Consider the following 19941-nt stretch of genomic DNA (forward strand, 5'->3'; position numbering starts at 1 on the left):
GCGCCAGAGCGCCGCTGAAGGTGGGTGTTCCCGGTTTCCCTCCGGGCCGCGCGGGTTGTTGGACGGCCCGAAAACAGGCGCCGCGGCGCCGCCGGAGGCTAGGCGTCGATGACCATGTCGGTCAACGCCGTGGAGCAGCAGGGCAGGAACTTGCCGGCCTCGATCTCCCGTGACCGGATCCCGCCCTGGTGGTTCATCTCGATGTCCCCGGAAAGCTTCACGACCTTGCACGAACCACACATGCCTTCTTGGCAATTCGCCCCGATCCTGACGCCCGCCTGCTTGGCCACGCCAAGGATCTTCTCCTCGGGATTGATCAGGACATTGAGGCCCGTGCGAACAAAGGACAGGGTGAGGGTTCCCGTTCCGACGGTGTCGAATGCCGAAACGTCGGGGGCGGAGGGTTCGGCTGTTTCTTCGGTTTCGGGTTCCGCTTCGGCGGCCGGGACCTCGGAATCGACGGGGTCTGGTTCGGCAAAGTCGGGGTCGGCCGCCTCGAGCGCCAGTCCCGTGGCCTCCAGCGGCCCCTCGTCGTCGTAGGCCGGTTCGTACATGCCCAGGGCGGAAGGCTGGCTTTCGTAGTAGACCTCCGCGGAATCGGCGATTTCCTCGGCGATTTCCTCCGCAATCTCCTCGGCCAGCGCGACCTCTGCCTGGTATTCCAGGGTCGTTTCGCGGTCTCCGGAGAAGAACTCCATGTGGATGGAGGTGTCGTCGACGCCGACCGCGGCGAGCAGTTCGGAGGCGTTGTTCAGGTAGCCTTCGGGACCGCAGGCGTAGACCTGCCGCCCGTTGGCGTCCGGCGCCACCTCGTCGAGCATCGCGGTGGACAGCCGTCCGGTGAGGCCCTCCCAGTCCTCGGGTGCGGTGCGGTCGCCCAGGGAGAAGTGGACGGTGACGCGCGAATCCACGGTGGCGATGTACCCCAGTTCCTGGTGGAAGGCGAAGCCTCCGGGTTCGGCCCCGTGGTAGAGCACCACCACGTCGGCCTGTCCGGGCAGTGAGTGGATGGTGCGCAGCATGGACATGATGGGGGTGATGCCGGCTCCGGCGGCCAGCAGGAGGTAGCGTGCCCGCCGGTCGACGTCGGGCAGGTGGAAGGCGCCGACGGGCCCGAGCATTTCGAGCACCGTGCCGGGTCCGATGTTCTCGTGCACCCACGGCGAGACCCGGCCCTTGGGATCACGCTTCACCGTGATGTCGAAGGTCCACGGTTTCGTGGGCGAACTGGACAAGGAGTAGCTGCGGTCCATCGGGTCCCCGCCCTCGCCGTTTACGGGAAAGGCGATGTTCACGTATTGCCCCGGACGGAACGCCAGGGGCGCGCCGTCAAGGCGGCGGAACACGAAGGTCAGCATTCCGCCGACCTCCGGGACGATCTCGACGCATTCGGCCAGGAACTCCTGCGGATGCCAGGGGCCCAGGGCGCGCGCGGCACTGGCCGGACCCTCGGTGCTGCCCAGCACCCGGTTCCACGGCATTTCCAGGCCGCGGATGCGCTGTGGCTCCTGGTGGGGCGCGGTGATGGTCGTGGTGGTGGTCTCGGTGGTGATCTCGGTCGTGATGTCGGTGGTTGCCGTGGGCTCGGTCATGGTCATGGTCATCCCAGGTGCTCCTGGACGCGCTGCACGTACCAGTTGATGAACGCCTCGACCTGGTATTCGCTCTTCATGTACGGGCCGGGCTCGTAGGCCGGGCTGCTGGCGCCGCGCTGGCAGAGTTCGACGAAGGCCTTGTCCTGCAGGTTGGTCTGCTTCCAGGTGTGGGTGAGTTTCTCCAGGTCGTAGTCGTCGCCTTCGACGGCGTCGTCGGCCACCAGCCAGGTGGTGCGCACCAGGGTCTGGTGCTCGGTGATGGGGAACACCGCGAACGTGACGACGTGGTCGCCGAGGAAATGGAACCAGCTGTTGGGCTGCAGGTGCATCGAGCAGCGGCCGAGGCGGAAGTCGCGCAGGTCCCCGAGCAGCTTCTTGGAGAGCCGGTGCCCGTCGGGGGAGAATGATTCGCCGTCGCCGTCGAGGGACTCGCGGGAAATGCGGATGCCGGCCACGCGGGTGTCGAGTTCCTCGACGACCTTGTAGGGGATGCCGTAGCGCTCGCAGCGCTTTTCGAGCGCGGCCTGGGCCTCGGTGTTGCGGTCCCACACCTCCTCGAGGTGCGGTGGGATGAGGCCTTCGGTCAGGCCCCAGGTGGGGAAGAGGGAGCAGGCCAGTTCCGGGTGGCCGTCGCAGTGGTAGCACTCCCGGTTGTTCTCCATCACGAGCTTCCAGTTGGCCTCCTCGATGATGTTCTGCTGGTAGGCCACCCTCGTCTTGGCCAGGTCGTGGGGCGCCAGGTAGGGCTCGAAGATCGTGGCGGTTTCATCGAAATCGGCCGGCGGTTCGTCCGCCATGCAGACGAAGACCAGTCCGGCGTATTCGCGGCCGTGGGCGCGTTTGAGGCCAAAGCAGCTCTTGTCGAACTTGGTTTCCCCGGGAGCTGAGGCATGGATCAGGTCGCCGTTGGGGGAGTAGGTCCAGGAGTGGTAGCCGCAGACCATGTTGCCGGTGCTCCCGGCCGATTCGGTCAGGACCCGTGCCCCGCGGTGGCGGCACACGTTGTGCATGACGTTCACGCCGCCCTCGTCGTTGCGCAGGACGATCAAGGAGTAGGGGCCGTAGTCGACGGTGACGTAGTCCCCCGGTTCGGGGAGCTCGGCAACACTTGCGGCGAAGATCCAGTGTTGGCCGAAAACGGCCTGCATGTCGAGCTTGAAAATCGCCGGATCGGTGTAGAACGGCGCGTCGAGGGAGTAGCCTTCCCGCCGCTGGTCAAAGAGTTCGGTGATTTCCGCCAGCTGCTCGGCTGGCAATGGCGAAGCGAGCTTGCCGCGTGAATTGATCGGCACGGTCACTGAAGCAGACATCTGTTTACTCCTCGAAGAGCGGGGTAGGCGTGGGATACGCGGGACCTTACGAGCTTTTTGGTGCGCCGGTGCTGTTGAAAGCGTTGTAGTCACGACATTAGGGCGCGATCATCTGCAAGAAAAGCGCAAGATATTGCCGTGAATGATGCAGGATAGGTGCATGATCGATTCACGACTCACCACGCTCAGGGTGTTTGCCCGCTGCGGCACCGTCGCAGCCACCGCGGAGCTCACCGGCTACTCGCCCTCGGCGGTCTCGGCACAGTTGCGCGAACTGCAGCGCGCGCTCGGACTGCAGCTGCTGGCAAAGGATGGACGGGGCCTGCGGTTGACCGCGACCGGGCGGTTTCTCGTTGAGGGCTCGGACGCGCTGATTGCCGAATGGGAGCAGTTGCGCGCCGCGGCGCTGCAGGCCGGAGGGCAGGTGCAGTCCCACTTCGGGCTGGGGGGCTTCTCCAGTGCAGCCGCCCAGTTGCTGGCGCCGCTTGCCGCCACGCTGCGGACGGAGCACCCCGAGGTCGAGGTCCAGGTGCTCGAGGCGAACCCGGCCCGCTGCTTCGACCTGCTGGTCGCCGAGCGCATAGACCTGGCGGTCATCGTGGCCATGCAGTCCGATATGCACGCCGACGAAGACCAACGCTTCGAACAGACCACCCTGCTGAATGATCCCCTCGACGCGATTCTCCCGTCCGACCATCGGCTGGCCACGCGGGAAACGGTGACGTTGGAGGAGCTCGCAACGGATCCGTGGATCACCGAAGCCCCCGGATCTGCCTATCACGCCCTGTTTACGGCGGCGTTCACCGCTGTCGGTGTGACTCCGCGAATAGCCCATGAGGCCGTCGAGTGGGAAACCCAGATCGCCTTCGTCGGCGCCGGGTTGGGGGTCGGCCTGCTGCCGCGATTGGCTACCTTGGGAAGCGCGGAGAACGTGACCCGACTGCCCATCTCGGGCAGGGGAAAACCCTCGCGCAGAATCGTTGCGGCCGTGCGCAAGGGCAGCATCGGCTCACCGCTGATCAAGGATTCCCTGGCGATCCTGCAGGCACGGGCGAAGCGAATCCTCACCGAGCGCCTGGAAGACGAGCTGTAACGCCGCGTCCGGTGGGCGCGCGCCCGGGATTTTTTGGATTGCTTGACTTTCCCTTGTGAGGTACGCCACGATTGTTGCTCGTGGCGCTTGCTGTTGATCCATGTGAACCACTGTCCACCCGTTCCCCACCGAACCACAGTATGGAAAGGACCGGGCCAACGATGCGCTAGGCCGGCCCGGACCGGACCGGATACGTCTTGCCGGCAAACCGCTGGGTCGAATGCCGACTGCGCATCTCGGCTTCCGCCCTGCGCACCTTCGGATTTGGCCCGTCCACGGCCGATCCACCAGCATGCTCCGAGGCCGCCGCCATGATCCGTGGCGCCAGCGGGTCCAAAGGACCCACGCAACCGCCACCTCTTCAGTTGGGTGTCGGTCCCGTGGCATATCCGAGCAGGGCGGCGGGCACGCCGTCCGTGGTCCAACGACGCCCACAGCATCCCCCAGGCAAAGGAATATTCCATGGCTTTGAATACCCAAGAAGTCCTCTCCGATGAGCCGGAAGGGAGCCCGCTTGAGAGCCCGGTCGAGAGCCCGGGGGTGGAGTCCCGGCCCCCGGACGATTCCGCGATCCTGCAGGAGCTGAAGGACAGCGAATCAGAGCGAACGGCCACCCGGGGCATTACCCGCCTTCCCGCGGGGCTGGACAAGGCGACCTTCGGCGTTGCCGGTGCCTTCGCCGTGGCCTTCGTGGTCTGGGGCCTGGTCAACACCGCCTCGCTCTCGGCCGCCTCCGCCGCGGCACTGTCCTGGGTCACCGAGAACACCGGATGGTTCTTTGTCTCGCTGGCCTCCTTCTTTGTGATCTTCGTGCTTTGGCTGGCACTGGGACGCTTCGGAAACATCCCGCTCGGACACGACGGGGAAAAGCCCGAATTCCGCACCGTCTCCTGGATCTCGATGATGTTCAGCGCCGGAATGGGTATCGGCCTGGTCTTTTATGGCGTGGCCGAACCGCTCTACCACTATGTTGCACCGCCACCGGGAACGGTTGACGGGAGCACACCCGAGGCCATCCAGACGGCCATGGCCACCTCCATCTTCCACTGGAGCCTCCACCCCTGGGCCATGTTCGCCGTGGTGGGCATCGCGATGGCATATTCGACCTTCCGGCTGGGACGCCGCCAGCTCATCTCCTCGGCCTTCACCTCCTTGTTTGGTCCGCGCGTCGACGGTCCCGTCGGCAAGATCGTGAACATCCTGGCCATCTTCGCCACGCTCTTCGGCACCGCCGCCTCCCTGGGGCTCGGGGCCATGCAGATTGCCAGCGGCATCGAATTCAACGGCTGGGTCGGCCATGTTGCCTCCCCGGTGCTGGTCGTGGTGATCGCGGTGCTGACCATCTGCTTCGTGCTTTCTGCGGTCTCGGGGATCTCCCGGGGCATCCAGTGGCTCTCCAACATCAACATGGTCCTGGCCCTGCTGCTGGCCGTGATCGTCTTCGTGCTGGGCCCCACCCTGCTGATCCTGAACCTGGTGCCCTCGGCCATCGGCGACTTCGTCCGCGACCTGCCCTCGATGGCCTCGCGCACCGAGGCCGCCGGCGACGAGGCGGTGCGCGAGTGGATGTCGGGCTGGACCATCTTCTACTGGGCATGGTGGGTGTCATGGGCGCCGTTCGTGGGCATGTTCATCGCCCGCATCAGCCGCGGACGCACCATCCGCCAATTCGTCACCGGCGTGCTGCTGGTTCCGTCCCTGGTCTCCGTCATCTGGTTCTCGATCTTCGGCGGGGCCGCCTTCAACGTCCAACTCAAGGCGGAGGCCTCCAACGGGGCCACCGATTCGATGGTGGACATGGTCAACGGGGAACCGTCCATCGACTTCGAGGGCGCGATGTTCGACTTGATCCAGCACCTGGGCACCTCCCCGGGCATCACCCTGGCCATTGCCATCCTGGCCATGGTGCTGGTGGGCATCTTCTTCGTGACCGGGGCGGATTCCGCCTCGATCGTGATGGGCTCGCTGAGCACCAACGGGCACATGCACCCCTCCAAGCGCGTGGTCGTCTTCTGGGGGGTGCTCACCGGGGCGGTGGCGGCGACCATGTTGCTGGCCGGGGGGAACAATCCCGGGGAGGCGCTGAACGGGCTGAAGAACATCACCATCGTCTCCGCGCTGCCCTTCGCGGTCGTCATGTTCGTGTTGTGCATCGCCCTGGTCAAGGACCTGCGCCGCGACCCGCTGGCGCTGCGCAAGAAGCTGGCCGACTCGGTGGTCGAGAGGGCCATCCGCACCGCCGTGGACGAACACGGCGGGGTGCCCTTCGAGCTGGTGACCAAGCACGACTGCACCGACGCCTGTGAATCCGAGGACCGCTGTCCGGCCAAGTGCGCCGACGACTGAGGACCCGCAACGGTCCGCGTGCCCCAGGTACGCGGACCACTGCCGCGGATTAGGGACACCCGGCGGTTCGGTCCGCGGGCCGGTTCGAGGCGCATCCGGATTTTCCGCAGTGCGCCGGTGAACTCGATGCCGCTTCCCCATGCCGTGAATCGGAGTGGTCCACAGCGGGTGATCACCGCCGCGCCAGGGTCGTTCCGCGGGCCCATAGCCCCGGGACGTTTCTGCTGCCCCGAGCCATCCAAAACATGGCTTGGGGCCGGCCCGTTTAAGCGGTACGCGCCCGGGGCGCTTGGCCGATTCCACCGGCGCCGGACCGTCGTTCATTTGGCGACCGGCTCCTTCCCGGCGCGCCGCTTCCCGCGTTCCACTTGTGCCAAGGCCTGACGTCGAAGGTCCGGTTGGCTGGAACGTCGATTCCCCGGCCGGGCACCACCCCCGAGGCAGACCCCTTGTCCGGCCTGCGGCAAACTGATAAAGTTCATTTAGTGAACAAGCGTTCGTGATGCGAACATTTCAGATCAGGAAGCCAGGACCCCACACCATGAAGCAGGCGTACCTCTACGACGCGATCCGCACCCCCTTCGGCAAGATCGGCGGAAGCCTTTCCGCCCACCGCCCCGACGACCTGGCCGCGCACGTGGTCCGCGAACTCGTCGCCCGCGCACCGCAGCTGGACCCGGCCTCCATCGACGAATCGATCTTCGGCAACGCCAACGGCGCCGGCGAGGAAAACCGCAATGTCGCCCGCATGGCAACCCTGCTGGCGGGCCTGCCCACCTCGCTGCCCGGCACCACCATGAACCGCCTCTGCGGTTCCTCGCTGGATGCGGCCATCGCCGCCTCCCGCCAGGTCAACACCGACGACGCGGACCTCGTCCTGGTCGGCGGCGTCGAATCCATGAGCCGCGCCCCCTGGGTGCTGCCCAAGACCGAGCGCCCCTTCCCGATGTCCAACCTCGAACTGGCCAACACCACCCTGGGCTGGCGCCTGGTCAACCCCGCCATGCCCAGCCAATGGACCGTGTCCCTGGGCGAGGCCACCGAGCAGCTGCGCGAAAAGTACGAGGTCACCCGCGAGGACCAGGACGAATTCGCCGCACTGTCGCACAAGCTCGCGGCTGCCGCCTGGGCCGATGGCAAGTACAACAACCTCGTGGTCGCGGTTCCCCCGGCCAACAAGCGCGGCACCGAGGTGACCATGGATGAAACCATCCGCCCCGGCTCCACCGCCGAGACCCTCGCCGGGCTGCGCCCGGTCTTCCGCGATGCCGCCACCGGAACCGTCACCGCCGGCAACGCCTCGCCGATGTCCGACGGCGCCTCCGCCGCCTTCATCGGCTCCGAGCGCGGCGGCGAGCTGCTGGGAGCGTCGCCCCTGGCCCGCATCGCCGGCCGCGCGTCCTCAGCCCTTGACCCGCAGTACTTTGGCTTCGCCCCGGTCGAGGCCGCCAACAAGGCGCTGGCCAAGGCCGGGATCTCCTGGTCGGACGTTGCCGCGGTCGAGCTCAACGAGGCCTTCGCCGCCCAGTCCCTGGCCTGCGTCCGCGCCTGGGACATCGACGGGAAAATCGTCAACGCGTGGGGCGGCGCACTGTCCATCGGCCACCCGCTGGGCGCCTCCGGCCTGCGCATCCTGGGTACCCTGGCCCGCCGCCTGCAGGAGAACAACCAGCGCTGGGGCGTCGCGGCGATCTGCATCGGCGTCGGCCAGGGCCTGGCCGTCGTGCTGGAAAACCCGAACGCAGCCTAAGACATCCCGGGGATTCGAACCCCCACCCCCAGACCCAAAAAGTTTTAAGGAGAAACCCACGATGGCACCACGCATCGCCGCCACCGCCGCAGAGGCAGTGGCAAACATCCACGACGGGGCAACCGTCATGATCGGCGGCTTCGGCAACGCCGGCCAGCCCATGGAACTCATCGACGCGCTCATGGACTGCGGCGCCACCAACCTCACGGTCGTGAACAACAACGCCGGCCAGGCGGATGCCGGCCTGGCGCTGTTGATCAAGGAACGCCGCGTGAAGAAGGTCATTTGCTCCTTCCCGCGCCAGTCCGACTCCTGGCACTTCGATACGGCCTACCGCGCCGGGGAGCTGGAACTCGAGCTGGTCCCGCAGGGCAACCTGGCCGAACGCATCCGTGCGGCAGGTGCCGGCATCGGCGGGTTCTTCACCCCCACCGGCTACGGCACCATGCTGGCCGAGGGCAAGGAAACCCGCGTGATCGACGGTAAGGGCTACGTGCTCGAGACCCCGATCAACGCCGACTTTGCACTGATCAAGGCGCTGCGCGCCGATGAACTTGGCAACCTCGTCTACCGCAAGACCGCCCGGAACTTCGGCCCGATCATGGCCACCGCAGCCAAGCAGTCCATCGTGCAGGTTTCCGAGATCGTGTCCACCGGCTCGCTGGACCCGGAAAACGTCATCACCCCCGGTATCTTCGTCGATACCCTGGTCACCATCGGAGGCAACAACTAATGAGCACCGAAACCACCACCTTCACCACCACCGACGCCGCGTTGACCCGCGACGAAATGGCCCGCTTGGTCGCCGCCGACATCCCGGCCGGCGCCTTCGTGAACCTGGGCATCGGCCAGCCGACCAACGTGTCGAACTTCCTCACCACGGAGCAGGGCGTCACCCTGCACACCGAGAACGGCATGTTGGGCATGGGCCCGGTCGCCACCGGCGAGGACATCGACGAGGACCTGATCAACGCCGGCAAGATCCCGGTGACCGAGCTGCCCGGCGCCAGCTACTTCCACCACGCGGACTCGTTCGCGATGATGCGCGGCGGCCACCTGGACGTCTGCGTGCTCGGGGCCTTCCAGGTCTCCGGCTCCGGCGACCTGGCCAACTGGCACACCGGGGCGCCGGGTGCGATCCCGGCCGTGGGCGGGGCCATGGACCTGGCCATCGGCGCCAAGGCGACCTGGGTCATGATGGGCCTGTTCACCAAGACCGGCGAATCCAAGCTGGTTCAGGCGCTTTCCTACCCGGTCACCGGGCTGGGCTGCGTTTCGCGCATCTACACCGAGTCGGCCATCTTCGAGCTGGCCGGTGGCACCGTCACCGTGCGCTCCACACACGGCATCAGCTTCGAGGAGCTCGCCGGGCGCCTGCCGGTGGAATTGGTGAAGGCCGCCTAGGCAGTACATTGGTGGGTGCGGCTTGCGGGTTTTCCCGTCGGCCGCACCCCGTCGCCCGCGCACATGCACGCGCGGGCACAGCTATATATCGGCAACACCGCGTAGGAGCACAAACAGATGAGCCAGGAAACCGGCACCCCGTCCGCGGGCGGTTCGACCTCGGTCCAGTCCCTGGCCCGCGGCCTGGACGTCATCTGCGCCTTCGACGCCGAGCACCCCTCGATGACCCTGAGCGAGGTCGCCAAGCGCGTGAACCTCTCCCGGGCCACGGCCCGCCGCTTCCTGCTCACCCTGCAGGAGCTCGGCTACGTGCGTTCGGACGGCAAGTTCTTCGAACTCACCTCCAAGGTCCTGCAGCTGGGCTACTCCTACCTCTCCAGCGCCACCCTGCCCCAGCTGATGGAACCGGTGCTCGAGGAACTCTCCTCGCAGGTCCACGAGTCGGCCTCCGCCTCGGTGCTCGAAGGCGCCCAGATCCTCTACATCGCCCGGGTGCACACCCGCTCGATCATGCGCGTGGGAATCTCGGTGGGCACCAGGTTCCCGGCGACCAACACCTCGATGGGCCGGGTGCTGCTGGCCTATCAGGCGCCCGGGGTGCTGGAAAGACTGCTGGAAGGCGGCATGTCGAGCCCGACCGGGCACGGCATCGGCACCGTGGCGGAGCTGCGGGCGGAACTCGAACGCGTGCGCGCCCAGGGCTACGCGATCGTGGACCAGGAACTGGAGATCGGGCTGCGCTCGGTTGCCGTCCCGGTGTTCAGCCCCGACGGCAGCATCGCCGCTGCCATGAACGTGTCCATGAGCGTGGGCCCGGCGTCGCACACCGGCGCGCAGGAAGCCGCCGATGCGGTGCTTCCTGCGCTGCAGCAGGCCGCGGCGCAGGTCCAGGCCGCGCTGGCCGCGAGCCGCTAGAGGGAACCGGCCGGGTTCCCGGCGAACGCGGGAGAGAGCACCGAATCGCCGATCGTGCGCCCGGCGGCGAACTTCGCCGGGGCCGGACCGCTTCCGGAGGCCAGATCCGCCAGGATCCGCCCGATCACGGGGGTGAACTTGAACCCGTGGCCGGAGAACCCGGCACCGATGGTGATCGGGCCGATGCGGTCCAGGATGAAGTCCTCGTCCGGGGTGTTGGTGTAGGTGCAGCTGAGCTCGGTGAAGGAATCGGCGTCGACTCCGGGCAGCCACTTTCGCGCATAGTCCTGCAGGGCACGCAACTGCTTCGGCTCGGAGGCGAAGCTGCGCGCATCGGGGTGCGTCGGCGCTCCCGTCCCGTGCCAACCGGCCTTGATCCCCTCGCCCGGCGTGGACATTCCGTAGACCGGTGAATAGGCGTGCTCGAATCCGGGGGAGCCGGGAACCAGGGTGTGGTTGAAGCCCGGCCACACGGTGTCCGCATCCAGCGGGGCGAAGTGCACCGGTTGTTCCTGGGTGACGCGCAGGGCAGGCAACCGCACCGAGCCGGGCAGCAGGTATCTTGTCCATGCGCCCGCGGTGACCACGACGTTTCGGGCCTCAATGGTTTCGGCGCCGGCGGCGGATTCCAGGGTCAGGGAAACCTGCTTGTCCCCGAGAACCTTCATCTCAACCACGCGCACCCCGTGGCGGATCCGTGCACCGTGCCCGGTGGCCACGCGCTGGAAGCTCGGCAAAGCGAGGTCGGGGTTCAGCTGCCCGCCGTCGGGCATGTGCAGCGCGGGGCCGGCGAAGCGGATGCCGCTCCAGCGCTCGGTCGCCTGCGCCGCGGAGAGCTCCTCGGCGCGGATACCGGCCTCCGAGAGCGCGGCGAGCACCCGACCCTGTTCCGCGGGGGCTCCGTGGTTGACGATCCCGGTGCGGGCTATCTGGGCCTCGCCGCTCTGGGCGCCGAGCCGTTCCCATAGCTCGAGGGCCTCGACGAGCATCGAGACGTACACGGGGTCCCGGTAGCCGGGATTCAGGTTCCGCGTGGTGCCGTGGGAAGCACCCAACGCATGCCCGGGCTCGAACTGTTCGAGCAGCGTGACCTCGCGGCCGCGGGTGGCCAACGCCCACGCGGTGGCCGATCCCATCGCCCCGCCGCCAACGACGACCGTGTCCAACCGTGCAACCATGTCTTGTGTCCCTTCAGGAAAAACCTCGTTCGAGTCTATGCAGGGGATCGCCCAACGCTCGGATCTTGCCGCCGAGATGTCGTTCGGTGAACCGGGCCCAGGGGATGCCAAGACACATTCCATGCCCTGGCCGGTCGGTTGAAAACCGCCGGGGGAACGCGGTTTCTTGGGTTCCGATCCAGGTGGGCCGAGGTGCGGCCAACGGGTTTTCATGTTTCACGAACCCGAACCTTCCCCGCCTGCGGATGCCCGGTGGTGTTGTACCTCGGCTGATCACCGCCGGTTCACCTTGGATTTTCGTGCAGGTCTTCCCGGCACAGCAAGGTGGAGGGTGTCCGTTCCCGACACCGAAGGATCCCCATCATGAAGTTTCGCACCCTCACGCTTGGAACCCTGGCCGCCTGCATGCTCGCCGGGCTGGCCAGCCCGGCCCTCGCCGCACCGACCACCCCCGAAGAACCGGCCCCGATCCTGATCGGCCACCGCGGCGCCGCCGGCGTCGCGCCGGAGAACACCCTGGCCGCCATCAAGGCCGGCAGCCGGTCCGGTGCCGACTTCGTCGAGATCGACGTGCAGCTGACCAGCGACGGCGTCCCGTTCATCTTCCACGACGACACCGCGGCCCGCACCACCAACGTCGCAGATGTCTTCCCCGACCGGGTCAACGACCCGATCACGTCCTTCACCTGGAACGAGCTGCAGCTCCTCGACGCCGGCTCCTACTTCTCGGCTGGCTTCGCCGGAGAGAAGATCCCGCACTTCGACGCGGTGGCCGACGTGCTCACCGGGGAGGCCGGAGTGTTCATCGAGATCAAGTCCCCGGCCAAGTCCCCGGGCGTCGAGCAGGTTGTCGCCGAGGCGCTGGCCAACGACCCCGAGTGGAGCGAGCTGGAGCAGACCGGGAAGATCGAGGTCCTGGGCTTCGACGCGGCATCCAACAAGATCTTCGCCGACCTGGCTCCGGAGGTTCCCTTGCAGCAGCTGACCGGCACAGTCCCAGGGGCCGAGGTCCTGGCCGACTACGCGACCTACGCCGATTCCTTCGGCACCAGCTACCGAACCCTGGATGCCGCCGGCGCCGCGCGGGTCAAGGAAGCCGGGCTGGGCCTCGGCGTCTACACCGTGAACTCCGCCGAGGCCGCGGACGCTTCCCTGGAATTGGGCGTCGAGCGCATCACCGGCGACTTCCCGCAGCAGATGGACCGCCACCTGGACGGCAGGAAGGTGTTCCCCTCCAACAACGGGATCATCATCGCCGACTCGGTCAACGACGTGCCGGGCAACGACCTGCAGCCGGAAACCGGTGAGCACGTCGTGCTGGCCAACACGGGCAACCGCACCATCGATGTCAGCGGCTACGTGCTGCGCGACGCCGCCAACAACATCCTGCGCGTCGGCGAGGGATTCAAGCTAACGCCGGGTGCCGAGCTGCGGGTGTTCTCGGGACCGGGAACCAACAGCGCCGAGGCGTTCTACCTGGGCGGCGACACCGCAGTCCTGAACAACGGCGGCGACTCGCTGGGCCTCTGGGACGCCAAGGGCCGCCTGCTGGACACCTTCGCCAACTAGAACCGGCTTGCCCCGCAAGCCCCCAAACGGCAGTGCCCACCCCCATCGCTCTACGGGTGGGCACTGCCCTTGGCGTCATGGCTCGCGCACGTCCCGGCGGATCGGGTGATCCTCCGGGACCTGCACCAGCACGATCTTCGTCCCGTCGGGGTCCTGGATCCACCCCTCGATCAGTCCCCAGGGTTCGGTTCGGGCCTCCCGATCGATCGTGACTCCGCGCCCGGCCAGTCGCAGGAGCTCGGCCTGCACGTCCCGGACCTGCAGCCAGAGCACCAGCGAGGACGGCTCGTCTGCCCCGCGATTGCCCGCCACCTCCAGCAGACCGTTGCCCAGGAAGAACACCACGCCGCGGTGCCCGGCGGTGCCGAACTCCCGGGCGATGGCCAGCCCCAGCACGTCGCGGTAGAACGCCTGCGTGCCCGGCAGGTCCACGGGGCGCAGCAGCACGCGGCTTGAGAGGATCTCCATGGGCCCAATCTACCTGTGGGAGTGCTGCCTAGCGCCAGGAAACCTTGCCGGCCAGTGTTTGCCGAGGTTGATCTTGTTGGTGCCCACGAACAGCGGCGCCAAGGTAGCAGGACTTGGCGCATTGGTAGGTGCGTGGAGGCGGGTATCGCCGATGTTGCGGATCCGAGGCGCGAACCGGTATCCGAGCAGGTGCATGAGGGCGAAGAGGGGTCGGTAAACCTGCCGTACCGGTGTAATGCTCCTGGACCGTCAGGTCGGACTCGTGATACAGCAGCCTGTCCAAGACGTAGGTCGCGTCGCGGTCCCCGACGTTGTTGAGTTTGCTGTGGAAGGGCGGATATTTCTCCGAGACGTGGGTGTTGACCTTCCGTCCGGGTCGACCCCTTTTTTTCAAGTTCACATGCCCGGTGGAATCGGTATGGCTGCCGGCACGGAAGCACTGCCCGTCCGAGGAAGAGGGGGCTCCGTCGCTCCAGCTCGTTGCGAAAGAGTGTGTGCCGGGTATTGACCAGCTAGGCCCGGGCGGCACTGTAGGTTTCATCCCGAATAGGGGAGGCCTGCTGGCGGTCCAGTTGGGCGTAAGTGACGCCGGTGCATGACTCGGACACCTTGGTCAGGCTCAGGTTGATTCCATTGGACAAGATGGCAGTGGGAAGGAGCTGTTTGTCCTAGGAAGGTTGACCGGATTTGAAGTTCGTGAAATCGCGGGTGAAGCCCGTCCACCGTCTGCTTTCATCAATAGGTCGGTGATTCGTATCCGCGGGATCATGGCGTAAGTCCGGTCGACCAAGGGCTGCACCTGTTGCGGCACGATCCACTCGAACGAGGTGATTTTCACGCCTATGGCAGTGAACAGCACCCCGGGCTGTTCATCAGGGGAGGCAAAAGAGTTGACTTGGTGCAGAAGTTCGCTGAGCAGGGCGAGGCGGTATTGAGAACTCCTTCGCCACCATTCACCGTGAGCAGGGGCTGTTCTCCGGCGTTCTTCATGGCCGAGCAATCGGTGTCCGCCAGCAAGTTATCATCGAAGTCGCCGAATTGCCTAGAGCCTGTGACCCGTCATGTCTCCGAACCGAAGCGCGTTCTTGAGCTCCGCCAGGGCACAAAACTCGTATGACTCACGGTCAATGCCGTTCTCGGCGAGAACCAACTGTTTTCACCGAGAACGGATGAATGGCGTGGATGCATCGTCGAGGACCGTTAGCGAGGACCTTAGCGTTGTATTTTCGATGAATTATTAAGCCGCCCACTTCAAGGACGCACTGGTCACTGATGGCATATTGTGTAGCTCATTGTCTGCCGGTGATCTCCAGGCGTTCTCCGGAATTCTCACAGTTTTCCGTTCCACGTTGAGGCAGTCGTCAACCGGCATGGGTCCGGAGATCGCCGTCGTGCTCGGTGGCATTTGCGGCAACCTGGTCTAGGTCGCCTTCAAAGCCCGTTGAGCACGACGGCGGTGCTCCTGGAAGCGGTTTAGCTCCAGGTCTTGGCGCGCAACCCGTGGGCTCCCAGGTAGCGCGGGGAAGTGGGTTCGGTCCACCCGTTGGTCAAGTCCTCGTCGAGGGCGTAGACCGACACGTTCAGTGGGTGGCAGTTCTCCACGGGGTCCTCATTGTCGGAGCCAAACATGGGCTGGGACAGATCGCCGCCGGGGCAGGTCGAGAGGGCGACGAGCAGGTCCTGCTCGGCGAAGAACTCGAAGTGGTCCCCCGGCTGGGCGGGACATGTCTTCATGAAGTACTCGTCCCGGTCGTTGAGGCCGGTGCACTGGAAGACATTGAGCACGTCGTGCACGTCGAACTCGGTCAATCCGAACGGGAGGACCGCACGCACGAGGTTGGAGTGGCAGTGGTAGTCGAAGCTCACGTCGTTGAGCATCTGCGACACGTAGGGGTCGCAGCGCGTGCCCAGCGTGTCGTGCAACCGCCCGCCCTCAGCGTCGGTCCCGTATCCGGCGAGGGTGTCGCCCACGATGGTTGCCATGGGTCGCAGGAATGGCAGGGTCGACCAGAGGCGGTCATAGGTGCTCAGATGTGCGGCCTGAAGCTGGCGGGTGCGGGCCGCCCAGAAGCGCTCGCGAGGATCATGGAGGTTCCACAGGTTCAAGTCGCCGACCTGTGGGCCATCAACGGTGGAAATCCTGCACACGTGGCCGGCAGGCACTTCCCACGCCTGCCCGGAGCGGATCTGGACCGTGAATTCCTGCACCAGGGTGCGCTTTTCGGTCTGCTCACCGATGCGTTTGTAGAAGTCCTGGTCGACTTTCAGGGCGGTGCCTTGGTAGGCGGCTTCGGTCAAGCGTGGATCAGCGGTCATGTGGGCTCCTTATACTGGGGTGAACGTTGGGATGCGGGCGGGATCTAGGGGTGGTTGCGCTGGGCCGCGCGCACGGCATCGACGACGGCCGCCTCGGAATCGGCTAGGTAGCCCAGCAGTTCGATCTCGGCGGACTCCCGCCGGCCGGCCAACAACAGATCGGCAATGGATCGATCGCGGTCAACCCACTGCGCTTGGAACGCCGCTTCATCGGGCATGACGGCGAAGGCCAGCCGGAGCTGGGCGGCCATGCCGGCGAAGAATCGGTCCAGTCGGGCAGACCCGGCCAGGGCGACGAGCGCCGAGTGGAAGGCCAAGCTGGCCGTTCCGGCATCGCGCCACTGCTGCAGGCGCCGATCCTCAATGCTGGCCTGGGCTGCTTCGTCCAATCGCCGCAGCGTGGCGTCGCTTGCTTGACTGCTGGCCCGAACCCCACCGACCTCAAGGATCCGCCGGGCGGCGTAGATGTCCGAAACATCCGCGGGTGTCAGCACCCGCACCGAGGCGCCGGCGTTGACCGTTGAGGCGACCAGCCCGTCGTTGACGAGCAGGCGCAGTGCCTCCCGGACGCTGTTGCGGGAAACGCCGTGCTCGGGGGCTAGGGCCCGGTCCATTAGGCGTGTGCCCGGGGGCAGTTCGCCACGCAGTATCTGCAGGCGCAACTTCTCACGAACCCTGCCGGAAGCACTGGTGTCGTCGTCCTCTATCATGTATCGAAGATAACATGGTTCAACCATTCCAGTGGCATGAAAATGATTCTTGGACCAATTTTCGCTCCAATAGTGTAGGTCTGAGGACTCATTTCTGGATATTGTCGAAATGCTCTTGCCAGATGGTTCAACCATCCATAGTGTGGGGCATCACAAGATTATTGCCGCCATTGTTGAGGAGAACATCATGAAGGAAGCGCAGCCAGGAGCACCGGAGGCCTCCGGGACAATCAGGGTCAGGCCCGCCCTGCAGCAGGATCGTGGCAAGCGGCATTCACGCTTCGGTCCCGGCCTGATCATTGCCGCTTCCTTCATTGGGCCTGGGACAATCACGACGTCGATCGTCACCGGGGCCTCGTATGGGTTCACACTGGCCTGGGCCGTGGTTTTTTCGATCATCGCGACCATCGTGTTGCAGGAGATGAGCGGGCGACTGGGAATCGCCACGCGGTTGAGTTTGGGTGAGGCCCTGCGTACGGTGTTCGCCTCGAAGCTGGCGCGCGGGATCATGGTGGTGCTGGTTGTGGCCGCCATCGGCATCGGCGGGGCCAGCTACGCGGGCGGGGACACCACGGGAACGGCCCTGGCGCTCAACACCGTCACAGGGCTGGACATGCGCATACTGGTCGTGGTCCTGCTCCTGTTCATCGGGACGCTGCTGTGGACCGGGAGCTATAAGGCCATCGAGGTCGTGCTGACAATCATGGTGGTCATCTTGGGCGGCATCTTCTTGCTCACTGCCATCGCGGTGCGTCCGCCCGTTGGAGAGATGCTCGCCGGCATGTTGATTCCTACCGTGCCATCAGGGGCCATGCTCACGACCATCGCCCTGATTGGCACGACAGTGGTTCCCTACAACTTGTTTTTGCAGTCGAGTTTGGTCCAGGAGAAGTGGGGCAGGGAGCTGGACCCACGCGCTTCGATCCGGGAATCCCGGGTGGATACCGCGGTGTCCATCTCGGTTGGCGGCCTGATCACCCTCGCAGTCATGGCTACAGCCATGGGGGCAATGTACCTGAACGGGTTGGCAGCCGAGACCGGGGAGGACCTCACGCGCGCGCTGGAACCCCTGCTCGGCGACGCCTCGCCATGGGTCTTTGCCGCCGGTCTATTCGCGGCCGGCTTTACTTCCGCCGTGGCCGGACCGCTGGGCGCCGCCTACGCGATCAGCGGCACGCTGGGACGCAGCACCGACCTCAGGAGCACGCCGGCACGCGCCGTGTGGATCGGCATCTTGATCGTTGGCGGACTGATTGCGGTCACGGGCATTAATCCCGTACAGATGATTATCATCGCGCAGGCAGCCAACGGCCTGCTGCTCCCGATCATCGCGATCTTCCTGATGGTAGTGATGAACAACAAACAACTGATGGGCGCCTACCGCAACGGCCCGCTGGCCAACGTCTTTGGCTGGATCATTTGCCTCATTGTCACTGGTCTGGCGGGCTACCAGCTTGGGGACCTGGTCGGATTGTGGGGGTAGACCGCAGTCTTCCACCAGGTTGATCGGGGCTGGAGGGTTCCCGGTTCCCCTTCGATAAAGGATCATGAGGAAATGCCCGAATCCTGTCGATCGTGGCGAAGCGTTAGATAGAGCAGCACGAGTAGGGGTGCATCGTTTGGGTGCACCCCTGCTTTGTGGTGGCGCTGCGGTCTCCACCGTGAATGCCAACCCCGAAGTCTAGGGTAAACGCGCAACGCTGCTCCTTTTGCTACCCAAACCACTGCTACAAACCGGACCGAGTACTGTTCCACGGCTGCACACTTCGGCGAAAAATCGCACAGAGGCCGGATATTCGACTTTTCAGAAGCCACCCCTAGAACGCCTGCGTGGCCGGCAGGTCCACGGGCCGCAACAGCACCCGGCTTGCGAAGATCTCCATGGGCCCAATCTACCGGCCCGCAGGGCGTCTAGCGCCAGGCCACCGTGGCGGAGAGCGCCTGGCCCTCGGCCACGTAGCCCGCCATCTCCGCGGCGGGGACCATGGACCCGCCGGTGGCCCAGACGATGTGGGTCGCGTTGGCCAGTGCCGTATCGTCGAGCCCGAACGCGGCGCGGTAGGAAGCGTCGGTGAGCATCGTCCACGGTCCGGCAAAGCCCGCCGCGGCGCTGGGTTCCACGTCGATGTCCTCGGTGTCGTGCAGCAATCCCTGGAAGGCCTTCATGCGCTCATCGGTGACGGTCACGTAGCCGTCGATCAGCTGCTGCAGGTGCTCGCCGACCAGGCGCGAGGGGCGGCCCACGGCCAGGCCGTCCGCGGCGGTGAGTCCGTCCAGGCCGATGTCCGCCACGGAGATGGCATCGTGCAGCCCGGTGCGCACACCCAGGGACATGCAGGGGGCGTGGGTGGGTTCGACGAAGATGCAGTGCACCGCGTCCCCGAACGCCTGCTTCAGCCCGAAGGTCACCCCGCCCGGGCCGCCGCCGACCCCGCAGGGCAGGTGGACGATCAGCGGGTGGTGCTCATCCACGGTGACCTCCAGCGAGGCCAGCTGCCCGGTCAGGCGGGCGCCGGCGACGGAGTAGCCGGCGAAGAGGCTCAGCGAGGATTCGTCGTCGACGAACCAGACACTGGGGTCCTCCGCTGCGGTGCGGCGCCCGGCCGCGACGGCGTCGGAGAAGTTGCCCTTGTGCTCCACGACGGTGACCCCGCGGGCGCGCAGCAGTTCCTTCTTCCAGGTGCGGGCGTCCATGGACATGTGCACGGTGGTGTTGAAACCCAGCTCGGAGGCGACGATGCCGATGGACAGGCCCAGGTTTCCGGTGGAGCCCACGGCGATGCCGTGCGCCGAGAGCAGTTCCCGGGCCTCGGGGGTCATCAGCACCCGGGCGTCGTCGGTCTCGGCCATCAGTCCGGCCTCGGTGGCGATGCGCTCGGCGACCTGGAGCACCTCGTGGATGCCGCCGCGGGCCTTGATGGAGCCGCTGACCGGCAGCAAGTCGTCGCGCTTTAGCCAGAGCTTGCCCGGCAGTTCGGTGCCGTAGCGGGCGGACAGTTCGGCCTGCATGTCCGGGATGCCGACCAGCGGGGATTCCAGGATGCCGTGGGTGGGGCGGGTGTCTTCGAAGCGCTCGGCGAACCACGGGGCGAAGCGGTCAAAACGCGCCCGGGCATCTTCGATGATGGCCGGATCGATGCCGGAAGCCTCGATTCCCGCGGCGGTTGGTGTGGGGTGATCGCTGAACCAGGCGGTTTCCTCGGCCCGGGCCAGGGCTGCCACCACGGGATCGGTGAGCAGTTGCTCGAAGTCGGGAAGCTGGGTCATCGCGGCGGCTCTTTTCACAG

General features: G+C 66.0%; 15 protein-coding genes and 1 pseudogene. 8 read left to right on the top strand and 8 right to left on the bottom strand.

Annotation, left to right across the window (positions count from 1 at the left end; all coding sequences use genetic code 11):
• Window positions 1-98: 98 nt before the first annotated feature.
• Window positions 99-1604: a ferredoxin reductase gene (locus J2T21_RS04210; protein WP_373457888.1), complete on the bottom strand. Its 1506-nt coding sequence runs from the start codon at window positions 1602-1604 to the stop codon at window positions 99-101.
• Window positions 1601-2905, bottom strand: coding sequence for an aromatic ring-hydroxylating oxygenase subunit alpha (locus J2T21_RS04215; RefSeq protein WP_307578815.1), 1305 nt, complete (start codon window positions 2903-2905; stop codon window positions 1601-1603). The genes J2T21_RS04210 and J2T21_RS04215 overlap by 4 nt, the downstream gene beginning before the upstream one ends.
• A 160-nt stretch (window positions 2906-3065) precedes the next feature.
• Here J2T21_RS04215 and J2T21_RS04220 point away from each other — a divergent pair, with 160 nt between their 5' ends.
• The 6 genes from J2T21_RS04220 (at window position 3066) to J2T21_RS04245 (ending at window position 10413) form a co-directional block, all read left to right on the top strand.
• On the top strand, window positions 3066-3998 hold the full coding sequence (locus tag J2T21_RS04220) for a LysR family transcriptional regulator (RefSeq protein ID WP_307578818.1): 933 nt from the start codon (window positions 3066-3068) through the stop codon (window positions 3996-3998).
• Between the two features lie 462 nt (window positions 3999-4460).
• The gene (locus J2T21_RS04225) at window positions 4461-6344 is read left to right on the top strand and encodes a BCCT family transporter (RefSeq protein ID WP_307578820.1); all 1884 of its coding nucleotides are present in this window, start codon (window positions 4461-4463) and stop codon (window positions 6342-6344) included.
• A 541-nt stretch (window positions 6345-6885) separates the two neighbouring features.
• On the top strand, window positions 6886-8094 hold the full coding sequence (locus J2T21_RS04230) for a thiolase family protein (protein ID WP_307578822.1): 1209 nt from the start codon (window positions 6886-6888) through the stop codon (window positions 8092-8094).
• Window positions 8095-8155: 61 nt separating this feature from the next.
• Window positions 8156-8827: a 3-oxoacid CoA-transferase subunit A gene (locus J2T21_RS04235; RefSeq protein ID WP_307578824.1), complete on the top strand. Its 672-nt coding sequence runs from the start codon at window positions 8156-8158 to the stop codon at window positions 8825-8827.
• Window positions 8827-9498: a CoA-transferase gene (locus J2T21_RS04240; RefSeq protein WP_307578826.1), complete on the top strand. Its 672-nt coding sequence runs from the start codon at window positions 8827-8829 to the stop codon at window positions 9496-9498. Before J2T21_RS04235 ends, J2T21_RS04240 begins: the two co-directional genes overlap by 1 nt.
• Before the next feature lie 117 nt (window positions 9499-9615).
• Window positions 9616-10413, top strand: coding sequence for an IclR family transcriptional regulator domain-containing protein (locus tag J2T21_RS04245; RefSeq protein ID WP_307578828.1), 798 nt, complete (start codon window positions 9616-9618; stop codon window positions 10411-10413).
• On the opposite strand, the gene J2T21_RS04250 is transcribed toward J2T21_RS04245, so the two are convergent.
• On the bottom strand, window positions 10410-11591 hold the full coding sequence (locus tag J2T21_RS04250; RefSeq protein WP_307578830.1) for an FAD-dependent oxidoreductase: 1182 nt from the start codon (window positions 11589-11591) through the stop codon (window positions 10410-10412). The two genes, J2T21_RS04245 and J2T21_RS04250, sit on opposite strands and share 4 nt — an antisense overlap.
• Window positions 11592-11954: 363 nt before the next feature.
• On the opposite strand from J2T21_RS04250, the gene J2T21_RS04255 reads away from it, so the two are divergent.
• A complete protein-coding gene (locus J2T21_RS04255; protein WP_307578833.1) occupies window positions 11955-13160 on the top strand; it encodes a glycerophosphodiester phosphodiesterase family protein in 1206 nt (401 codons plus the stop codon).
• 75 nt (window positions 13161-13235) lie between these two features.
• Here J2T21_RS04255 and J2T21_RS04260 read toward each other — a convergent pair whose 3' ends face one another.
• The 4 genes and pseudogenes from J2T21_RS04260 to J2T21_RS04275 all read right to left on the bottom strand — a co-directional run bounded on the left by J2T21_RS04260 (window position 13236) and on the right by J2T21_RS04275 (window position 16654).
• Window positions 13236-13628: a VOC family protein gene (locus tag J2T21_RS04260; RefSeq protein ID WP_307578835.1), complete on the bottom strand. Its 393-nt coding sequence runs from the start codon at window positions 13626-13628 to the stop codon at window positions 13236-13238.
• 51 nt (window positions 13629-13679) lie between these two features.
• Window positions 13680-14820, bottom strand: a pseudogene (locus J2T21_RS04265) (Tn3 family transposase); the annotation flags it as partial.
• A 281-nt stretch (window positions 14821-15101) separates the two neighbouring features.
• Window positions 15102-15944: an urea carboxylase-associated family protein gene (locus J2T21_RS04270; protein ID WP_307578837.1), complete on the bottom strand. Its 843-nt coding sequence runs from the start codon at window positions 15942-15944 to the stop codon at window positions 15102-15104.
• A gap of 44 nt (window positions 15945-15988) precedes the next feature.
• Window positions 15989-16654, bottom strand: coding sequence for a GntR family transcriptional regulator (locus J2T21_RS04275; protein ID WP_209906672.1), 666 nt, complete (start codon window positions 16652-16654; stop codon window positions 15989-15991).
• A 187-nt stretch (window positions 16655-16841) separates the two neighbouring features.
• Between J2T21_RS04275 and J2T21_RS04280 the strand changes: the two genes are divergently transcribed.
• Window positions 16842-18137: an Nramp family divalent metal transporter gene (locus tag J2T21_RS04280; RefSeq protein ID WP_307578839.1), complete on the top strand. Its 1296-nt coding sequence runs from the start codon at window positions 16842-16844 to the stop codon at window positions 18135-18137.
• Window positions 18138-18565: 428 nt separating this feature from the next.
• Here the strand turns inward: J2T21_RS04280 and J2T21_RS04285 are convergent, their stop codons facing one another.
• Window positions 18566-19921 carry a D-serine ammonia-lyase gene (locus J2T21_RS04285; RefSeq protein ID WP_307578842.1) on the bottom strand — a complete coding sequence of 452 codons (1356 nt, stop codon included), beginning with the start codon at window positions 19919-19921 and terminating at the stop codon, window positions 18566-18568.
• Between the last annotated feature and the right edge of the window lie 20 nt (window positions 19922-19941).

Source organism: Paeniglutamicibacter psychrophenolicus (assembly GCF_030812255.1).
In the GTDB taxonomy this organism is placed as follows: domain Bacteria; phylum Actinomycetota; class Actinomycetes; order Actinomycetales; family Micrococcaceae; genus Paeniglutamicibacter; species Paeniglutamicibacter psychrophenolicus_A.